Here is a 17307-nt window from a genome sequence, read left to right as displayed (position 1 = left end):
CTCAGTTCCCCTGATTGGTGGTGCTGTTGCGGCGCAGTTCGTTCAGCGGCAGGTACGGCACGACGCCGCTGCCTTCGCCGGTGCCGACGATGGACTGATCGAGGATCGTCTTGTCGATCGAGCCAAGAACCTGCTCCATGCGCTCAAGGTAAAGACGCTTGCGCGTGACTTCGGGCGCTTTCTCGTATTCCTCCAGAACCGAGGTGAAGCGGCTGGCGTCACCGCGGGCCTCGTTGACCACGCGGGCGCGGTAGCCTTCGGCCTCTTCCAGCGTCTGTGCGGCTTCACCCCGGGCCTCGGCCAGCACGCGGTTTGCGTAGGCGTCGGCCTGGCGTTGCAGGCGGTCGCGTTCCTGTTCGGCAGCCTGCACCTCGCGGAAGGCGTCGATCACCTCGCGCGGGGGGTCGGCCTTGTCGAGGTTGACGCGGACGATGCGAATGCCGCTTTTGTATTCGTCCATCGTCGCCTGGATGTTCTGCATCGCGGTATCGGCGATGATACCACGATCCCGGTTGAGAATCGGCGCGAGGTTCGAGGCCGCGATGATTTCGCGCATCACGGATTCGGACACCGCTTGCACGGTCAACTGCGGATCGCGGATGTTGAACAAGAGCAGGGACGGGTCGGAAATGTTCCAGACCACCTGAAAGTTGATGTCCACGATATTGGCATCGGTGGTCAGCATCAGCCCTTCGTTGCCGCGCGTCTGGCGCTGGCCGATATCCTCGGTCCGCTCCGATGTCACGTTGACGATCTCATAACTCACGACCGGCCAGGGCGCGAAGTTCAGACCAGGATTGCCGGTCTTGTAATATTCGCCCAGGAAAAGTTCGACGGATTGTTCTTCGGGCTTGACGGTATAGACGCTGGCAAACACCCATAGCGCCACTGCGCCGAGCGCAGCCAGACCGATGGTGCCCTTGCCGAAACTCGGGCCTTCGCCACCACCGCCGCCGGTGCCGTTCGAGCCGCCGCCGCGACCGCCCATCAGCACGCGAAGCTGGTCCTGACCCTTGCGCACCAGATCGTCGATCTCGGGCATTTGCGAGCCTCCTTCGGGAGGGCGCCGGCCGCCACCCTTGTTCGGGCCACGATCCTCGCCGCCACCTCCAGAATTGCCGCCGCCGCCCCATGGGCCGCCAGAATTTCCAGCCATACGTCTCTCTTCCCTTGTTGTCCCGCCAGTCACGGTCTTGGTTTGTACCTGTGCAGCACAGGCAAAAAATCAAGCGGCTCAGACAGGTGTTTTCATTGTTACCAGCTCTTCCGACATGGTCGGATGCACCGCCACGGTGCGATCGAAATCCTCTTTGGTCGCGCCCATCTTGACGGCGATGCCTGCCAGTTGGATCATTTCGCCCGCGCCGGGTGCTACGATATGACACCCCAGAACCTTGCGGGTTTTCCGGCTGACGACGAGTTTCATCAACACCCGGTCGGGGCGTCCGGCAAAGGCGGTCTGCATCGGTCTGAACGAATTGCAGTAGACATCGACCGGCTCCTGATCACGCGCCGCTTCCTCGCTCAGGCCGACGGTGCCCATCTCGGGCTGGGTGAAGATCGCGGTCGGGATCAGGTCGTGATCCACGGGGGTCGGGTTGCCGTTGAACACCGTCTCGACAAAGGCCATGCCCTCGCGGATCGCCACGGGTGTGAGGTTCGCCCGGTCGGTCACGTCGCCGATGGCATAGACCGACGGCACGCCGGTCTGGCTATACTCATCGACCACGATCTCGCCCTTGCGGCCGGTGGCGACGCCTGCGGCCTCCAGACCCAGGTCCTCGGTGTTGGGGGCGCGTCCGGTGGCAAACATAACCTGTTGATATGTGGCCTCGGTGCCATTGCTGGCCTTGACGCGATAGCCATCCTCGACGGGCTCCATCGACAGGATGTTGGTGCCAAGATGCAGGTCGATGCCCGATTGGATCATCTCGTCCGAGACCAGCCCGCGCGCCTCGCCGTCAAAGCCGCGCAGGATCTGCGCGCCACGATAGAACTGCGTCACCTGCACGCCAAGGCCGTTGAGAATGCAGGCAAACTCGCAGGCGATATAGCCGCCGCCGATGATCAGGACCGACTTGGGCAGTTTCTCAAGATGAAAGATATCGTTCGAGGTGATGGCGTGCTCGGCCCCCGGCAGATCGGGTTTCACCGGCCGTCCACCGGTGGCGATCAGAATATGCCGCGCGCTCTTGCGGCTTCCGTCGGCCAGTTCCACGGTATGCGGATCGACCAGTCGTGCGCGGGCGTCAAAGCTCTCGACATCGTTGTTACGCAGGATGCCGCGATAGACCCCTTCGAGCCGGTCCAGTTCGGTATGCAGTTTCGTCTTGAACGCGTCCCAGTCGAAACCGCCCGCATGCACCGTCCAGCCGTAGGATTGCGCGTCGGCCATGGCACCGCGATATTCCGAGGCGAAGACCATCAGCTTTTTCGGCACGCAGCCGCGAATGACGCAGGTGCCGCCGTAGCGGTCTTCCTCGGCAAGCGCGACCTTTGCCCCGCCTTGCGCTGCCACCCGCGCCGCGCGCACCCCGCCGGAGCCGCCGCCAATCACGAAAAGATCGTAGTCGAATGCCATGCGCCCCCCCGTATCAGTCGTTCAAATCGGTGAAAAGATTGTCGTTCTCGACGAAATCAAGCCGGTCTTCCTCGACCGTGCCCTCGTTGATGTCGCGCGTCTCGACCCGGCCATCGCCGTAACCGAGGATCACCACGTCGCAGATATCGAGAAAGAGGCCATTCTCGACCACCCCCGGCATCTGGTTGAGCGCCATCGACAGTTGATGCGCGTTGCCGATGCGGCCCAGATGCAGGTCGATGATGTAGTTGCCCTCATCGGTGATGAAGGGCCGCTCGCCGTTCATCCGCAGGGTCGCGTCGCGGCCCAGCACATCCATGTTGATCAGCAGTTCCTCGACCAACGACTTGGTGGTCTGCCAGCCGAACGGGATCACCTCGACCGGCAGGGGGAAGGCACCGAGCGCCTCGACCTCCTTGCCGATATCGGCGATCACCACCATCTGATCGCTCGCCGTCGCCACGATCTTTTCCTGCAAGAGCGCGCCGCCGCCGCCCTTGATCAGGTTGAGATTGGAGTCGAATTCATCTGCGCCGTCGATCGTCACGTCGAGCCACTTGGCCTCATCGAGGCTGATCACCTCGATGCCCACCTCGCGGGCCAGTTCGGCGGTGCGGGTGGAGGTCGGAACGCCCCTGATCCGCAGCCCGTCCTCGCGCACCATCTCGCCCAGACAGCGCACCATCCAGGCCGCCGTGCTGCCGGTGCCGAGCCCCACGCGCATCCCGTCCTCGACGAAATCCACCGAGCGTTTGGCCGCCACGAACTTGGCCTTGTCGATGGGCGATAATTCTCCGGTCATGGCAGCGACTCCCCGTGTGTTCCGCCCGGGTTATAGGAGAGTTGGGGCCGGGGCGCGAGGGGCAATTGCGCGGCGCGTCCCCGGTTCAGATGGTCAAGTGCCGGGCTCGCGCGCCCCGTTCGATGGCCGCCGCATGCAGCCGGTCGATATTCAGCTCGTAGCGGATTTCCTCCAACAGGCGCAATTCGCGGTCGTTGAGCATACCGTCGGCGGCAGCCACATCGCAGGCGAGCGCATAGGCGGTCTCGAACAGTTGCTCGGGCAGGTTGTCGCGTATGAGACCGAACAGCGCGTCGAGCCCGTCCTCAACGCTGAAGAGATCGAACACGGTCTGCGACATCAACCGCAGCCGGTCGAGATCGTAGGCGGCAAAGACCGGCAGGTTGTTCACCGTGCTCTCGATCTTGACGAGTTCCGCGGTGCGCATGTCCTCGTCCGAGGCGGCGACGGCGATCATGACCGCGACAAGACAGTCCTGCGGGGTCAGCGGGTGGGGAATCTGATCGGTCATTCTGGGCCTTTCACGCCGGGCATTGTTGCAGTGCAGAATATTGACTGTTCCGCCCCCCCGCAATAGGAACCGGCCCAGCCCTGCCGGTGGCCTGACCGGCGCGAGAGGAGACGATCCGATGTCAGAGATGCGCGAAGCCGCGATGAATTCGAAAGCCTGGCCTTTTGAAGAGGCGCGCCGCGTGCTCAAACGGTATGAGAAAAACCCGCCTGAAAAGGGTCATGTGCTGTTCGAGACGGGCTATGGCCCCTCTGGCCTGCCGCATATCGGCACCTTTGGCGAGGTGTTGCGCACCACGATGATCCGCCGCGCCTTCGAGATGATCAGCGATATCCCCACCCGGCTGATCTGTTTCTCGGATGATCTCGACGGGATGCGCAAGGTGCCCGGCAATGTGCCCAATCGCGAGATGTTGGCCGAGCATCTGCAAAAGCCGCTGACCTCGGTGCCGGACCCGTTCTGCACCCATGACAGCTTTGGTGCGCATAACAACGCCATGCTGCGCCGGTTCCTCGATACGTTCGGGTTTGACTACGAGTTCATTTCGGCGACCGAATTCTATGCCTCTGGGCAGTTCGACGAGGTGCTGCTGCGCGCCGCCGAGCGCTATGACGACATCATGAAGATCATGCTGAAATCCCTGCGCGAGGAACGTCAGCAGACCTATTCGATCTTCCTGCCGCTCCATCCCGAGACGGGCCGTGTGCTTTATGTGCCGATGAAGGAGGTCAATGCCAAGGACGGCACCGTGACCTTTGACGACGAGACCGGCCGCGAGTGGACGCTGCCGGTGACGGGCGGCAATGTGAAGCTGCAATGGAAGCCCGATTTCGGCGCCCGTTGGGCGGCGCTTGGCGTCGATTTCGAGATGTATGGCAAGGACCATTCCACCAACACGCCGATCTATGACGGCATCTGCCGGGCGCTTGGCATGCGCGCGCCGGAGCATTTCACCTATGAGCTGTTTCTGGATGAGAACGGCCAGAAGATCTCCAAGTCAAGTGGCAACGGAATCTCGATCGACGAATGGCTGAGCTATGCCTCGACGGAGTCGCTGAGCTATTTCATGTATCAAAAGCCCAAGACCGCCAAGCGCATGCATTTCGACGTGATCCCCAAGGCGGTGGACGAATATCACCAGCAATTGCGCGCCTATGCCGGGCAGGACATCACGCAGCGTCTCAACAACCCGGTGCATCACATCCACAATGGCGATGTGCCCGAGAGCCGGATGGTGGTGCCGTTCTCGATGCTGCTGAACCTCGCGTCGGTTTCGGCCGCGCAGGACAAGGAGACGCTCTGGGGCTTCATCCGCCGCTATGCGCCCGAGGCGAGCGCCGAGACCCATCCCGACATGGACTCCGCCGCCGGTTACGCGGTGCGCTATTACGAGGATTTCGTCGCCCCCGCCAAGACCTATCGCGCGCCCACCGATTTGGAGCGCGAGGCGCTGATTGATCTGCGCGACCAACTGGCGGCCTATGACGGCCCGGTAGAGGACGAGGCGCTGCAATCCATCGTCTATGCCGTGGGCCGTGACCGGTTCGATCCGCTACGCGACTGGTTCAAGGCGCTTTACGAGGTGCTTCTGGGGGCCTCGCAGGGGCCGCGCTTTGGCGGGTTCATCGCACTTTACGGCGTGCAGGAAACCGTGGCGCTGATCGACAAGGGGCTGGCGGGCGAACTGGCCTGATCTGGATCATTGCGCCGCTTTGGCCTGCTTGCTACCGTTCGGGAAAACAGCGAGGGACGAGCGATGCGGACCATAGCCATTCTGACAGCCGCGGCACTGGCGGCCTGTGCGCAGACGGTGTCCATGCCGGATGCGCGCGAGGGGGCCGTGCTCTATGCCGAGAATTGTGCGCAATGCCACGGGGCATCGGGCACCGGCGACGGGCCATGGGCCGCTGGCATGACGCCGCCGCCTGCGGATCTCACGCAACTGACGATGGACAGCACATTCCCGCGCGCGCATGTGCTGTCAGTCATCGACGGCTATGACCGCACCGATCTGCCCGGCAAGGAGATGCCGGAATTCGGCCTGCTGCTGGAAGGCGATACGGTGCCGGTCGATGTGGGCGACGGGGTGCTGACACCCACGCCCCGCCCGCTTGCGGCGCTGATGGCCTATCTGGAGAGCATTCAGGAGGGGTGACGCCGGCGGGGGTCACCCGCCGCGCATCAATTCGTCCTCGTCATCCGAAGCCGACAGGCCGAGCGCGTCGAGGCCGTTTTCCAGATGATCCGACAGATGCGGCGTGCCGAGCAGGTAATCGGCGCAGGGGGTGGTCGCCTCTTGATAGGCGGTGCGCTTGGCCTCTTTGAGATCCTCGGCCTCGAAGCTGCCGCGTCCGATCCACATGACGGCGACGAGGCTCGCCTGCTCCTCCTCGGTCAATCGGTCGATGAAGGCGCGCAGTTCACCCTCGGCCCGGTCCAGTTCCCGGGACATGAGAATGATCTGCGCGATCTTGTGAACGGTGATGTCGATCATGGCATAGTCTCCTGTTGCGCTAGTCTAGCACAGGAATGCCGACAGGGCTCGCCCCCGTCCTTGATCTTACGCAAATAGCCGATAATAGGCCCAGTCCGGCAGGAACCGCGACAGGCGAAACAGATAGCTGAAGAGGCGCGGGAAATGGCGCTGAAAGGCGCTGTCATCGCACATCAGTTCGAACATCTCCTGCGCTGCATCTTCGGGCGACATGATGAACGGCATCTTGAAATCGTTCTTGTCGGTCAGCCGCGTCTTGATGAAGCCGGGATTGGCCAGTTGCACGCGCACACCGGTGCGCCACAGATCGGCGCGCATCGATTCGGCGAGGTTCATCACGCCTGCCTTGGAGGCGGTGTAACCGATCGCCCCCGGCAAGCCGCGAAAGCCCGAGAGCGAGCCCGTGAGCACCACATGGCCCGCATCGCGCGCTACCATGCCGGGGATCACCGCGCCCAGGGTCCGCACAGCGCCGGTGAAGTTCACATCGGCCATGGCGGTGACCTCTTCGGCCTGCCACTCGGTCGATGGCATCGGCCAGTAGACGCCCGCGAGATAGACCAGACCGTCGATCTCGCCTACCGCCTTGGCCGCCTCGGTCACGCTGGCGTCGTCGCAGACATCCATCGCCACGGCGCGTGCGCGCCCCGGTAGGCTCTGCACCAGTTCCTCCAGCCGGTCGGCATTGCGGGCCGAGACGATCACCTCGGCGCCTGCCGCGTTGATCTTGTGGGCCAGGGCCGCACCCAGCCCCTCGCTCGCGCCCACCAGCCAATAGCGTTTGCCCTGCCAGTCGGTCATGCGTCCACCCGGCGCATCGTCGCCACGAGTTCCGCCACCTTGATCCCGAATTTGCGGAACTGGCTGCGATTGACCACCACGCCCCCCGGCGTGAGATACATCCAGTCGGTGACGCTCAGGACATGGCCGCCCGCCTCCTTGGGCAGGCGGATGCGATAGGAGAGCCGCGTGGCGGCACCCATCTGCTGGCCGCTCCCGGGGCCCACGAGATCATCCGCCTCGGCGCGGATGGAGCCGTCATTGCCCAGTTCCAGCCGCCATTCGCGATCCTGACTGTTGCCGCTGTCATAGTCGAAATGCTCGCGCATGATGCCGCGATTGCCCTGCCAGTGCGCCTCGAAATCGCCGGTGAAGCGCGAGGCGACGCGGCCAAGCGGGCCATAGATCACGCCCTCGCATTTGATCGGGCCGTTGAGATGTTCGCGCAGGTCGAAATGCGGCTCCAGCGTTGCGTAATCCTGCGGGGTTTGCGCGGAAAAGCCTGTGAGCCGCTCCTTGAGCAGCATGAGCGCCAGCATGATCGCGGCCCCCAGCAGTATGAAACCAAAAGCGTCCATCGGGTCAGCTCCTTTCCTCAATCGCTGTTCGGGCCAAGAGCGCAATGGCCATGAGTTTGAGCGCGCAGGGCAGGCCGCCATAGAGCAGGCTGAGCAGGCGCAGGGCAGCCTCGTCGTTGTCCTGTCCGGCGGCAAAACCGCCCGCCTGCAACAGCGGCAAGAGGCTGACGGCGGCAAGCGCGAGGGTGAATTTCGAGACAAACGACCAAAGGCCGAACCCTTCGGCAGCACCGGGCGAGATATCCGATAGGCGGCGCGCGAAAAGCGCGGGCAGCAGCGTCATGTCCGCGCCCACGGCTGCGCCGGAGACGACGCAGATGATGCCAAAGGCCCAGAGATCGCCCGCACCCAGCATGATGGCCCAGGCAAAGGCCGCGATGGCCAGCACCATGGCACCGAGGAGCACGCGCTTGGCCCCGTAGACCTCGGCCAGCTTGCTCCACGCCGGGGCGGCGAGTGCAGCGGACAGAAAGAATATGAGAAGGAACGGCCCCTCCCACCCCGGCGCTTGCAAGCGGCTTTCGACGAAGAACAGAAAGAGCGTGGAACTGACCGCGACGGGGGCCGCGTTGAACAGCGCCACGATCAGCAGCCGCCGCGCGGTTTGATCGCGCAGGACCGGGCCAAAACCGGTGCCGTCGGGCACGTCGGTGGCGCCCCATTGCCCGGTCATGGCGAGGGCGGCGACGAGGGCGAGGGCGGCAAACGCCACCGCGAAACCCGCATAGCCACCAAGGGCCAGCGGGGCCACGGCGGCGGCACAGATACCCAGAAGCGCGCCAGTTTCGCGCCAGCGGGCCAGGCGCAGATGGCCTTGGCCCGGCAGATAGGCGGCGCTTGCGACCCCTTGGGCATAAAAGCAGATGGTGAGGTAGCTGAAGGCGGAAAAGACCACGGTGAGCATGCCAGCGAACCACCAGAGCGGCGCAATCGGCGGGGTCACCGCGAAGAGGCCCAGCATTGCCGCCGCCATCGCCGCAACAGCCACGGCGACGCTTATCGCACGGTGCCTGCGCAGCCGCGCGCTCAGCCGTCCAAGCAGCGGGTCCTGCACCACATCGAGCAGGCGCAGCACGAAGAGCACAGAGCCGAGAGCGGCCAGCGACACGCCGTATTCATCCACATAAAACTTGGGTGCATGGATATAGAGCGGCAGCCCCGCCGCCGCCAGAAGGGCGGCAAAGACGGCAAAGCCGGGCAGTCGCGGGGCAAGGCCCGGAGCGGATATGGTGGCCGTGTGGCTCACCGGCTGATTTCCTCGGAGGGTGGTGGCGGCGGCGAGCGGAAGCGCGCGCCCTTCCACCACAGCTTGAGCGCCTGCCAGTGAATGAGCCCCAGCACCCGGCGCGATCCGAAGGGTCGGCGCAGCGCGGCAATCATCAGACCCCCGGTCGTGAGCGGCTTGCGCGGGCCGACAAGCGTGGCGATCACGCCGCCATTGCCGCCGGTGAAATCGATCCAGATGCCGATCCGGTCGGGCCGCAGATCAAAGCGGAACTCATAGCCACCCTCGATGCGGAGGAAGGGAGAGACGTAGAAGATCTTGTTGGCATGCAGGCGGTCCTGCGCCGTGATCGGCGCAAGGTCGTCACGGTGGCACAGGTAGGAGTGCCGTTCGCCATAGGTGTTGGACACCTCGGCGATAATCACCCGCACGTCATCCTGCGCGTCGCGGCAGATCCAGAACGAGACCGGGTTGAAGACATGGCCCAACACGCGCGGCTGTGTCAAAAGCTCGATCCGGTTGGGGGCGGGCAGGCCGCGCTCGGCCAAAGTCTCGCGCACCCAGGCGGCACCGCGCCCCGCCTTGGGCGCGCCGCCATGATCGCGGTCCCAGACCGAGGCCAGCCCGGTCCGGTTGCGGCCAAAGAGGCGTGGCGCCTCTAGCGGGGCTTCGGCATCCAGAAGCACATAATCAATTCCGTAGCGAAACGCGTTCTCGACCGCGCCCTTGCGTCCGTGCCAGGTGTGGCCGGCAATATGATCGACCGCACTCATTCCGCCGCCACCGACAGCGAATCGCGGGCACAGATCGCCTCGGCCACTTCCAACCCGCTCGACAGCCCGTCCTCGTGAAAGCCGTGTCGCATCCAAGCCCCGCAGAACCACGTGTTGCGCCGCCCGTTCATCGCGCGCACCCGGCCCTGTGCGGCCAGCGTGGCCAGATCATAGACCGGGTGGTGCAAGGTGACCTGATCATAGATCAGTTCCTCGCGAATGGGGCGGGTGGTGTTGAGGGTCACGAAATGCGGATCGTCCTGCGGAATGGGTTGCAGGCTGTTCATCCAGTAGGTGAGGTCGATCTGGCCGCTGCGTTTGACCTTCGCCTCGGTATAGTTCCAGGACGACCAGACTGCGCGCCGCTTGGGCATGACCGTTGCATCGGCATGCAGGGTGATGTCGTTGGGCTGATAGGTGATCGCCCCAAGATCGGCGCGCTCGGTTTCGTCGGCATCCGACAAAAGGCGCAGCGCATCGTCGCCATGGGCTGCGATCACCACCTCGTCGAAGAGTTCCCAGTCGCCGCCCGTCGCACGGACCTTGACGCCGTCATCAAGGCGCACCACCCCGGCCACCGGCGCGCCGAGACGGATATCGACGCCCTTGGCGCGCATCGCCTGCTCCAGCCGGTCCACATAAGAGATCGAGCCACCCTCGACCGTGAACCACTGATGCTGCTCGTCATAACCCAGAAGGCCATGGTTCTTGAAGAATTGCACCATCGCATGGGCCGGGAAATCCAGGATTTTCTCCACCGGAGTGGACCAGATCGCGCCGGAGAAGGGCCGCAGATAGTAGTCGCGGAAATAGCGGCCAAGGCGCATCTTCTCGATCAGCCCGCCGATGGTCAGCCCCGGCTCCGCCGAGGCGGCAAGCGCGCCCGCGTTGAAGCGGAAGATGTCGCGCAGCATGGTCAGAAATCGCGGATTGAAGGCATTGCGCTTTTGCGCGAAGAACGCCGCCGCACTATCGAGCCCGTATTCGAACGCGCCACCCCGGATCGAGGCGCCAAAGCTCATGTTGCTCTTGACCACGGGCACATCGAGCCGGTCAAAGAGCGCGGTGAGATGCGGATATGTGGCATAGTTGAACACGATGAAGCCGGTATCGACCGGGCGCTCGCCATGCTTGCCCGCAATGATCGTGCGGGCGTGCCCGCCAAGGCGCGGCGCGGCTTCGAAGAGCACTACGTTGTGAGAGGCCGAAAGACGCTCTGCCGCGCCCATTCCCGAGATTCCCGCGCCGATGACGGCAACCCTCTTGCGCGCAACCGCGCCGGTTTCGAATGGCATGAGTGACGTTACCTGCGTTTTGAGTATTGCAAAGACTTACGTGACGGGCGCGCAACCGGATTAGAAAGAAATTTGGCCGGTCCGGTGATCCGATCCTTGCCAAGCCGCGTATCAAGCTCATGTACACCGAAGCCACACTCATTGACGCGCCTGCGCCCTCGCCCGTACCGGCGACGCATGATAGGAGGCGGTCAAGAGCGGGCAAGGTGGCAGGAACGGCAATCGTGACATCGAAGAGCGGAACGACACGACAGATTGAGAACGAGGACTGGGTGGCCTGTATCGCCCGTATTCGTGACGCGCAGGACGAGGCAGCCTTTGCCCGGCTGTTCGGGCATTTCGCGCCCCGGGTGAAGGCATTTCTGATGCGGTCCGGTGCGGATTCGACCCTGGCCGAGGAATGCACGCAAGAGGTGATGGCGGCCCTTTGGCAGAAGGCGCATATGTTCGACCCCGCGCGCGCCTCTGCTGCGACCTGGATCTTTACCATCGCGCGCAATCGCAAGATCGACGCGCTGCGCAAACAAAGACGACCCGAACCCGAGGAACTGCCCTGGGGGCAGGACCCGGAACCGGATCAGGCCGATGTGCTGGCCCTGCAACAGGAAAGTGACCAACTGGGCGACGCTATCGCCGCCCTGCCCGAGAAACAGAGGGTGCTGATCGAAAAGGCGTATTTCGGCGATCTGAGCCATTCCGAGATCGCCGAACAGACCGGGCTGCCGCTCGGCACGATCAAATCCCGTATCAGATTGGCGCTGGACCGTTTGCGCCACGCAATGAAATGAAGTGAATGCCATGACACAACCCGCGATCAAACATCATCTGACCGACGCCCTGCTGATGGCCTATTCGGCAGGAGCTTTGCCCGAAGCCTTCAGCCTGACGGTGGCGACGCATATCTCGATGTGCGACGAGTGCCGCGCGCGACTGGCCTCTTTCGACACGGTGGGCGGCACGCTGCTGGATCGCAGCGAAGCCGTCGAGATGGGGGCCGACAGCCTCGCGGCGACGATGGCGCTGATAAGGGCTGGCGCGCCTGTCGAGAAACCCGCGCCGCGCAAGGCATCGCATAACCTGCCCGCTCCGCTGCGCGACTATGTCGGGGGCGATCTGCAGGGCGTGCGCTGGCGGTCTGTCGGCATGGGGGTCAAACAGGCAATCCTGCCGACGTCGCGCGATGCCACGGCGCGGCTGCTGTATATTCCCGCCGGGGCCTCGGTGCCCGATCACGGTCATCGCGGCACCGAACTGACACTGGTACTGCAGGGCGCGTTCGTTGACGAGGTGGATCATTTCGGCCCCGGTGACATCGAGGTGGCGAACGAAGATCTGAGCCATACCCCGGTCGCAGATATCGGCGCGGATTGCATCTGCCTTGCCGCGACCGATGCGCCGTTGCGTTTCCGCTCGATCATGCCGCGCCTCGCGCAACCGTTCCTGCGGATCTGAGGGCCTGCGCGCGCCGGGCGGGTCGTCGTTGTCCTCCAGCCTCTGACAATCCGGCCGAAGCGTGATTCATCCCCTCGAACGAACACTACTGACGGGACACCCCAAATGAAAACAGCACCGCGTGGGCGGTGCTGTTTTCTTCTATGCAGTGCCGGTCAGGCGTGGCGCGGTGCCGGGCCTGGGGGTCAGCCCGCCTGCCGTTTGTCTTGGGCCCGGAACTCGGTCTCTTCGGTGACGGCAAAGCGACCGCCGGACAGCTTTTGCAGCTTGCCTTCGCGCAGCAGCCTGCCAAAGGATCGCAAGCCATCCTCGCGCGAGAAATTGTCTTTCTCGATCTCCTTGAGCTTGCCCATCAGCATCGGGCGCGAGAATTGCGGGCGGCCTTCGACGTCGGCGAGATAGGCCGCCGCCGCCTCCAGCAGATCAGGCAGGGCGGAGGCGCCCATTTCATCGGCATAGGCGACGAAACCGCCATCCGTGTCGGTGTCGATCTTGGCGTGGACATCGGCTGCCGAGATGCGGCGCGGGCGCACCGGATCACGCGGGGTGTCGACGCGTTGCTCGGCCACCAGCTTGAGCGGCGCGGGGCGGCTCTCGGTCGGGCGCGAGCTGCGGGCCTCGGACGTCACCGCCTGCGGACGGCGCGGACGCACCACATCGGCAAGGTCGGTGCGATAGGGCGTATCATCCACATCGCGCTTGAGTTCCGATCCGGCCTGTTTCTCGGCGCGGGTCGCGGCGAGCGCGGCGCGCAGGTGCTGGATGGTGTTTCGCCGCTGGCTGGACGCCGGGGCCTCGAGTTGGGTGTCGGTCTCGTCAAAGATGCGCGACAGGTCGTTCCCGGCCTCGGCGCGGGCGAGTTTGCGACGTCCGGCCCCGGTCTCCTTCGCGGGATCTTCGATCTCGGGGTCTGCCTCGGGGGCTACGGCCTCGGCGGCCGGGGTCGGCTCGTCTTCTGCAATATCCTCTGCGTTGTCCGGCACATCCTCTGCCGTCGCATCCGGTGTCATTTCCGCCTCGACCTCGGCCAGCTCACGCTGGAGTTCAGCCTCATCCTCGGGGCTGAGCGCGGCCTCCGTCTCATCAAAGAGATTGTCGGTGTTGTCGGCTTCGGCCTCGTCGTCATCCTCTTCGAACAGACCCTGGTCGATCGCCTCTTCAAGCTCTGCGCGCTTGACTTTCATCACGCTGGCGACCGGGGCTTGGGCGGCGGGGGCCGTCTCTTCCATGGGCTCGGCGGTGGCCTCGAGTGCATCCTCCGCTTCCTGCGCCGCCAGCGGCGTGTCGTCCTCGGCAAGAGGTTCCGGCGCGGCTTCGGCGATCTCTTCGGGCAGATCCTCGGCAGTCTCGTCTTGCAAAACCTCCGCCGTGACCGGCGCTTGGGGTTCCGCAGGCGCATCCGACATCAGTGCGGCCAGCGTATCCTCGAAACTGTCGCGTTCCGCCGGTTCGGGTGCGGCATCCTCGACAAGATCGTCGAGTTCCGGGCTCACTTCCGCCGTAGCGTCCTCCTCGTAGGTATCGGGCCAGAAGGCGGTATCGTCGGTCTCTGGCTGCACGAAATCCTGGGCGTGTTCGTCCTCGCTGTACTGATCATCTGCAGACGGCGCGTCGCCGCTTACGACAGAGCGGATCATGTGCAGCTTGGCGGCGAAACTGTCGGGATCGGCGGCGAGCGGCGTGCGCAGCTCCTCGGCGACGTGCGCGGGCGTCTCAGGGTCCGAAGATGCTTCGATCTCGGGCTCTGCAACGGCCTCGGGCTCCATCTCGGCGGCTGCCTCGGGCTCGAGCTCCGGTTCGGCTATAGCCTCGGGCTCATGCTCCGGTTCGACCACGGCCTCGGGTTCAGGCGTGGCAACCGCAGGGGTGCTTTGCTCGGTCGGGGCCTCGGGTGCAGTGTCGGCGGCCATGTCTTCGGCCAGCGGGGTCTCTGCGCGGGGCGGCTCCGCAACCGGGTCTGCCAGCGGTGCCGCAAGGGCGGTGCGCGCGGCGGTCTCTTGCCTCGGTGCGTCTTCGGCAGTCGCTTGCTGTGTCGCCTCGGCGGCGGGCTGCTGCGGTTCGGTGGCGGGCTGGCTTGTGGCCTGCCTCTCGTTGGCGCGCAGCACGATGCGGCCCTGATGTTCATGCGCCTCGACCCGGCGCGAGATTTCGCGCTCGGCGATCCGGGCCAGCATCTCGGCATCCGGCGTCGGCGGCTCTGCCCCGAAATAGCGGTCATCGGAGGCCAGATCGCGGAAATATTCCGCAATCGCCTTCATCGTGTCGAATGAATCGTCGAAACCTTCCAACGTGCACGAGAACGTGCCGTAGGAGACTGTGAGAATCTTGCTTGAACCAACCATATTTAAAAGCTCGCTTTGCTTGCCTGCAAAGACAGTGTTTACCATGACCGCCAAGACCAAAGCGGCACGATTCTTCGATCTTTACCGTATCATTTCGTGGTCAGAATGTGTCATCAGACGAGTTAACGCAACGATAAGGGCTTCGATAAATGATTGTTCACGAAAGCGATCCAATCACGCTTGTCGGCGGAGCGGGCCTTTCTGACCAGTTGTTCGATCAGGCGCTCGAGGTCGCGCCTCTGGTCGTCGCAGCCGATAGCGGGGCGGACCGCGCGCTTGCCCACGGCATCACGCCACGCGCGGTGATCGGCGACTTCGACAGCATCTCGGAAGCCGCAAGACGCGCCCTGCCAGAGGCCGTTCTGCACCAGATGCGGGATCAGGACAGCACCGATTTCGACAAATGCCTGCGCAGCGTCACGGCACCTCTGATTCTGGGCGTCGGGTTCTGCGGTGACCGGCTCGATCATCAGATGGCGGCCTGCAACGCACTGGTGCGATATCCGGCGCAACGCTGTGTCCTGCTGGGTGAGACCGATCTGATGTTCCTCTGCCCGCCTGCGATCCACCTACCACTGACTGCGGGCTGTCGCGTTTCGCTGTTTCCGATGGGCGCGGTCGAGGGCCTGTCCGACGGGCTGCAATGGCCGATTCGCGGATTGAATTTCTCGCCTGATGGGCAGATCGGCACGTCGAACGCGGCCACGGGGCCGGTGCATCTGACCTTCACCGCGCCCAAGATGCTGGTGATGCTGCCGTTGGACAGGCTGGGCAGCGTGGTAGCCGCCCTTGCCGAGAGTGCAGCCCGCTGGCCTGACGGGACCAACCCGAGATGAGTGCGGCAGGCCGGATCGCAAGCTGGGTCGACGCGGTCGTCTTCGATCTCGGGCGGCAGATGCGCTGGACGTTCCTGCCGCCGCTGATGGTCTATTTCGCCGCCGGTTTTTCGGGTTTGACGATGATCGTGGGCACCTTCTTCGTGAAGGAGTATCTTGATCTCTCCGCGGCCTATCTGGCGGGGCTTGCCTTCTGGGCTGGGCTGCCCTGGGCGCTGAAAATGCCATTGGGGCATCTGGTCGATATCATCTGGCGCTGGAAATGGCTGCTGGTCTATCTCGGCGCGGGGCTGATCGGGCTGTCGGTCTTCATCATGTACCTGCTGCTGACGCAGACCGAGATGATGACCGCGATCATGCCGATGGCTGCGTGGTACATCACCTCTTACCTGCTGGCCCCCTGCGGTCTGGTGATCCAAGACGCGGTGGCCGACGCGATGTCGGTCGAAGCGGTGCCGCGCGTCGATGCCGAGGGCCGCGAGATCGGGCTGGAGCAATCGCGCGCCATGCACACCACGATGCAGACGCTTGGCCGGTTCGCGCTGATCCTGGGGACGGTGGCCGTGGCGACGCTCAATATCTCGATGTTTTCGGGCATTGAGGCGATGGACGACGACGCCAAGCGGCAGATCTACGCCACCATCTATCTGACTGCGCTGCTCATTCCGGTGGTGTCGGTCTCGGGCGTGGTGCTGGCGGGTATCCAGAAAATCCGTGCGCGGCGGGGGTTCATCCGGCGTGGCCTCGACCCGGCCGAGGCCGATGCGCTCTTTGAGCGGCCCGACGAGGACACCAAGCCCAACCCGTGGTATTTCATCGGCGGTGCGGGGTTTGTGGCGATCTCTCTGACGGTGGGGCTGAGTGATATCACCTATGGGCAGGAGATCATCTTTGTCGGCTCCATGACGATCGTGCTGCTCCTGATGCGCCAGTTGATCGCGGTGCTGACACAGGCGCAGGCGCGGGCGCTGATCGGCACGGCGGTGGTCATCTTCATCTTCCGCGCAGTGCCGCGCCCAGGCGACGGCTATACGTGGTTTTCGATCGACGTGCTGGGCTTTGATCAACAGTTCCTGTCGATCCTGTCGCTGATCACCTCGGTGCTGACACTGGTGGGCATGGTGATCCTGCGCCCGCTGATGGCCAGCAAACCGATTGTCTACATCGTGGTGCTGCTGACGCTGGCGGGGGGCATTCTGTCGCTGCCCAATATCGGGCTCTACTACGGCATTCAGGATATAACCGCGCCGCTGACCGGGGGCATCGTCGACGCCCGCTTTATCGCCATTCTGGATACGGCGGTGGAATCGCCCCTGGGGCAAGTGGCGATGATCCCGATGCTGGCCTGGATCGCACGCAACGCGCCGAATGACCTCAAGGCGACGTTCTTTGCCGTCATGGCCTCGTTCACCAACCTTGCGCTGTCGGCGAGTTCGCTGCTGACGAAATACCTCAACAACGTGTTCGTCATCACCCGCGAGGTGACGGATCGCGAGACCGGGCAAGTCACGACCCCCGCCGATTATTCCGATCTCGGCATCCTGCTGATTCTGGTGAGCCTGGTGACCGTGGGACTGCCATTGCTTGCAGTGGCCATGGTGCAGAATTCACGGCTGCGCACGCAGGACTGAACAGGCC

At 64.0% G+C, this 17307-nt stretch carries 17 protein-coding genes; 6 read left to right on the top strand and 11 right to left on the bottom strand.

From position 1 onward, the window contains the following. Position 1: 1 nt before the first annotated feature. From hflK to PVU19_RS03315, 4 genes are all read right to left on the bottom strand, one after another. Entirely contained in the window at positions 2–1156 is a 1155-nt protein-coding gene (gene hflK / locus PVU19_RS03330; RefSeq protein ID WP_050663712.1) for an FtsH protease activity modulator HflK, read from the bottom strand. A gap of 78 nt (positions 1157–1234) precedes the next feature. Then, complete coding sequence (gene gor, locus PVU19_RS03325; RefSeq protein WP_274789885.1) at positions 1235–2581, bottom strand: glutathione-disulfide reductase; 1347 nt, start codon at positions 2579–2581, stop codon at positions 1235–1237. A 13-nt stretch (positions 2582–2594) separates the two neighbouring features. Further along, on the bottom strand, positions 2595–3383 hold the full coding sequence (rpiA, locus tag PVU19_RS03320; protein WP_274789884.1) for a ribose-5-phosphate isomerase RpiA: 789 nt from the start codon (positions 3381–3383) through the stop codon (positions 2595–2597). 85 nt (positions 3384–3468) lie between these two features. Next, on the bottom strand, positions 3469–3894 hold the full coding sequence (locus PVU19_RS03315; protein WP_274789883.1) for a tellurite resistance TerB family protein: 426 nt from the start codon (positions 3892–3894) through the stop codon (positions 3469–3471). Positions 3895–4012: 118 nt separating this feature from the next. Here PVU19_RS03315 and PVU19_RS03310 point away from each other — a divergent pair, with 118 nt between their 5' ends. Both PVU19_RS03310 and PVU19_RS03305 read left to right on the top strand, forming a co-directional pair. Then, on the top strand, positions 4013–5587 hold the full coding sequence (locus PVU19_RS03310) for a lysine--tRNA ligase (protein WP_274789882.1): 1575 nt from the start codon (positions 4013–4015) through the stop codon (positions 5585–5587). A 63-nt stretch (positions 5588–5650) separates the two neighbouring features. Beyond that, complete coding sequence (locus PVU19_RS03305; RefSeq protein ID WP_050662331.1) at positions 5651–6049, top strand: c-type cytochrome; 399 nt, start codon at positions 5651–5653, stop codon at positions 6047–6049. 12 nt (positions 6050–6061) lie between these two features. Here the strand turns inward: PVU19_RS03305 and PVU19_RS03300 are convergent, their stop codons facing one another. The 6 genes from PVU19_RS03300 to PVU19_RS03275 form a co-directional block, all read right to left on the bottom strand. Continuing rightward, entirely contained in the window at positions 6062–6388 is a 327-nt protein-coding gene (locus PVU19_RS03300) for a DUF3775 domain-containing protein (protein ID WP_050662332.1), read from the bottom strand. Between the two features lie 66 nt (positions 6389–6454). Continuing rightward, positions 6455–7189, bottom strand: a complete 735-nt coding sequence (locus PVU19_RS03295) for an SDR family NAD(P)-dependent oxidoreductase (RefSeq protein WP_050662333.1) — start codon at positions 7187–7189, stop codon at positions 6455–6457. Beyond that, on the bottom strand, positions 7186–7746 hold the full coding sequence (locus tag PVU19_RS03290; RefSeq protein WP_050662334.1) for a DUF3833 domain-containing protein: 561 nt from the start codon (positions 7744–7746) through the stop codon (positions 7186–7188). The genes PVU19_RS03295 and PVU19_RS03290 overlap by 4 nt, the downstream gene beginning before the upstream one ends. Before the next feature lie 4 nt (positions 7747–7750). Beyond that, a complete protein-coding gene (locus PVU19_RS03285; protein WP_235575760.1) occupies positions 7751–8992 on the bottom strand; it encodes an MFS transporter in 1242 nt (413 codons plus the stop codon). Further along, positions 8989–9744 carry a DUF1365 domain-containing protein gene (locus PVU19_RS03280; RefSeq protein ID WP_050662335.1) on the bottom strand — a complete coding sequence of 252 codons (756 nt, stop codon included), beginning with the start codon at positions 9742–9744 and terminating at the stop codon, positions 8989–8991. Before PVU19_RS03280 ends, PVU19_RS03285 begins: the two co-directional genes overlap by 4 nt. After that, positions 9741–11039 carry an NAD(P)/FAD-dependent oxidoreductase gene (locus tag PVU19_RS03275; RefSeq protein WP_050662336.1) on the bottom strand — a complete coding sequence of 433 codons (1299 nt, stop codon included), beginning with the start codon at positions 11037–11039 and terminating at the stop codon, positions 9741–9743. The genes PVU19_RS03280 and PVU19_RS03275 overlap by 4 nt, the downstream gene beginning before the upstream one ends. Before the next feature lie 119 nt (positions 11040–11158). Between PVU19_RS03275 and PVU19_RS03270 the strand changes: the two genes are divergently transcribed. Next, positions 11159–11827, top strand: coding sequence for a sigma-70 family RNA polymerase sigma factor (locus tag PVU19_RS03270; protein WP_082237518.1), 669 nt, complete (start codon positions 11159–11161; stop codon positions 11825–11827). Positions 11828–11837: 10 nt separating this feature from the next. Beyond that, the gene (locus tag PVU19_RS03265; RefSeq protein ID WP_050662337.1) at positions 11838–12491 is read left to right on the top strand and encodes a ChrR family anti-sigma-E factor; all 654 of its coding nucleotides are present in this window, start codon (positions 11838–11840) and stop codon (positions 12489–12491) included. A 185-nt stretch (positions 12492–12676) separates the two neighbouring features. Here PVU19_RS03265 and PVU19_RS03260 read toward each other — a convergent pair whose 3' ends face one another. Then, positions 12677–14833 carry a hypothetical protein gene (locus PVU19_RS03260; protein WP_235575762.1) on the bottom strand — a complete coding sequence of 719 codons (2157 nt, stop codon included), beginning with the start codon at positions 14831–14833 and terminating at the stop codon, positions 12677–12679. 149 nt (positions 14834–14982) lie between these two features. Here PVU19_RS03260 and PVU19_RS03255 point away from each other — a divergent pair, with 149 nt between their 5' ends. Both PVU19_RS03255 and PVU19_RS03250 read left to right on the top strand, forming a co-directional pair. Continuing rightward, positions 14983–15669, top strand: coding sequence for a thiamine diphosphokinase (locus PVU19_RS03255; RefSeq protein ID WP_050662338.1), 687 nt, complete (start codon positions 14983–14985; stop codon positions 15667–15669). Continuing rightward, the gene (locus PVU19_RS03250; RefSeq protein WP_050662339.1) at positions 15666–17300 is read left to right on the top strand and encodes an MFS transporter; all 1635 of its coding nucleotides are present in this window, start codon (positions 15666–15668) and stop codon (positions 17298–17300) included. Before PVU19_RS03255 ends, PVU19_RS03250 begins: the two co-directional genes overlap by 4 nt. Positions 17301–17307: the final 7 nt, after the last annotated feature.

It is taken from the genome of Roseovarius tolerans (assembly GCF_028885395.1).
Classification (GTDB): domain Bacteria; phylum Pseudomonadota; class Alphaproteobacteria; order Rhodobacterales; family Rhodobacteraceae; genus Roseovarius; species Roseovarius tolerans.
This window is presented reverse-complemented; position numbering and strand designations above follow the sequence as displayed.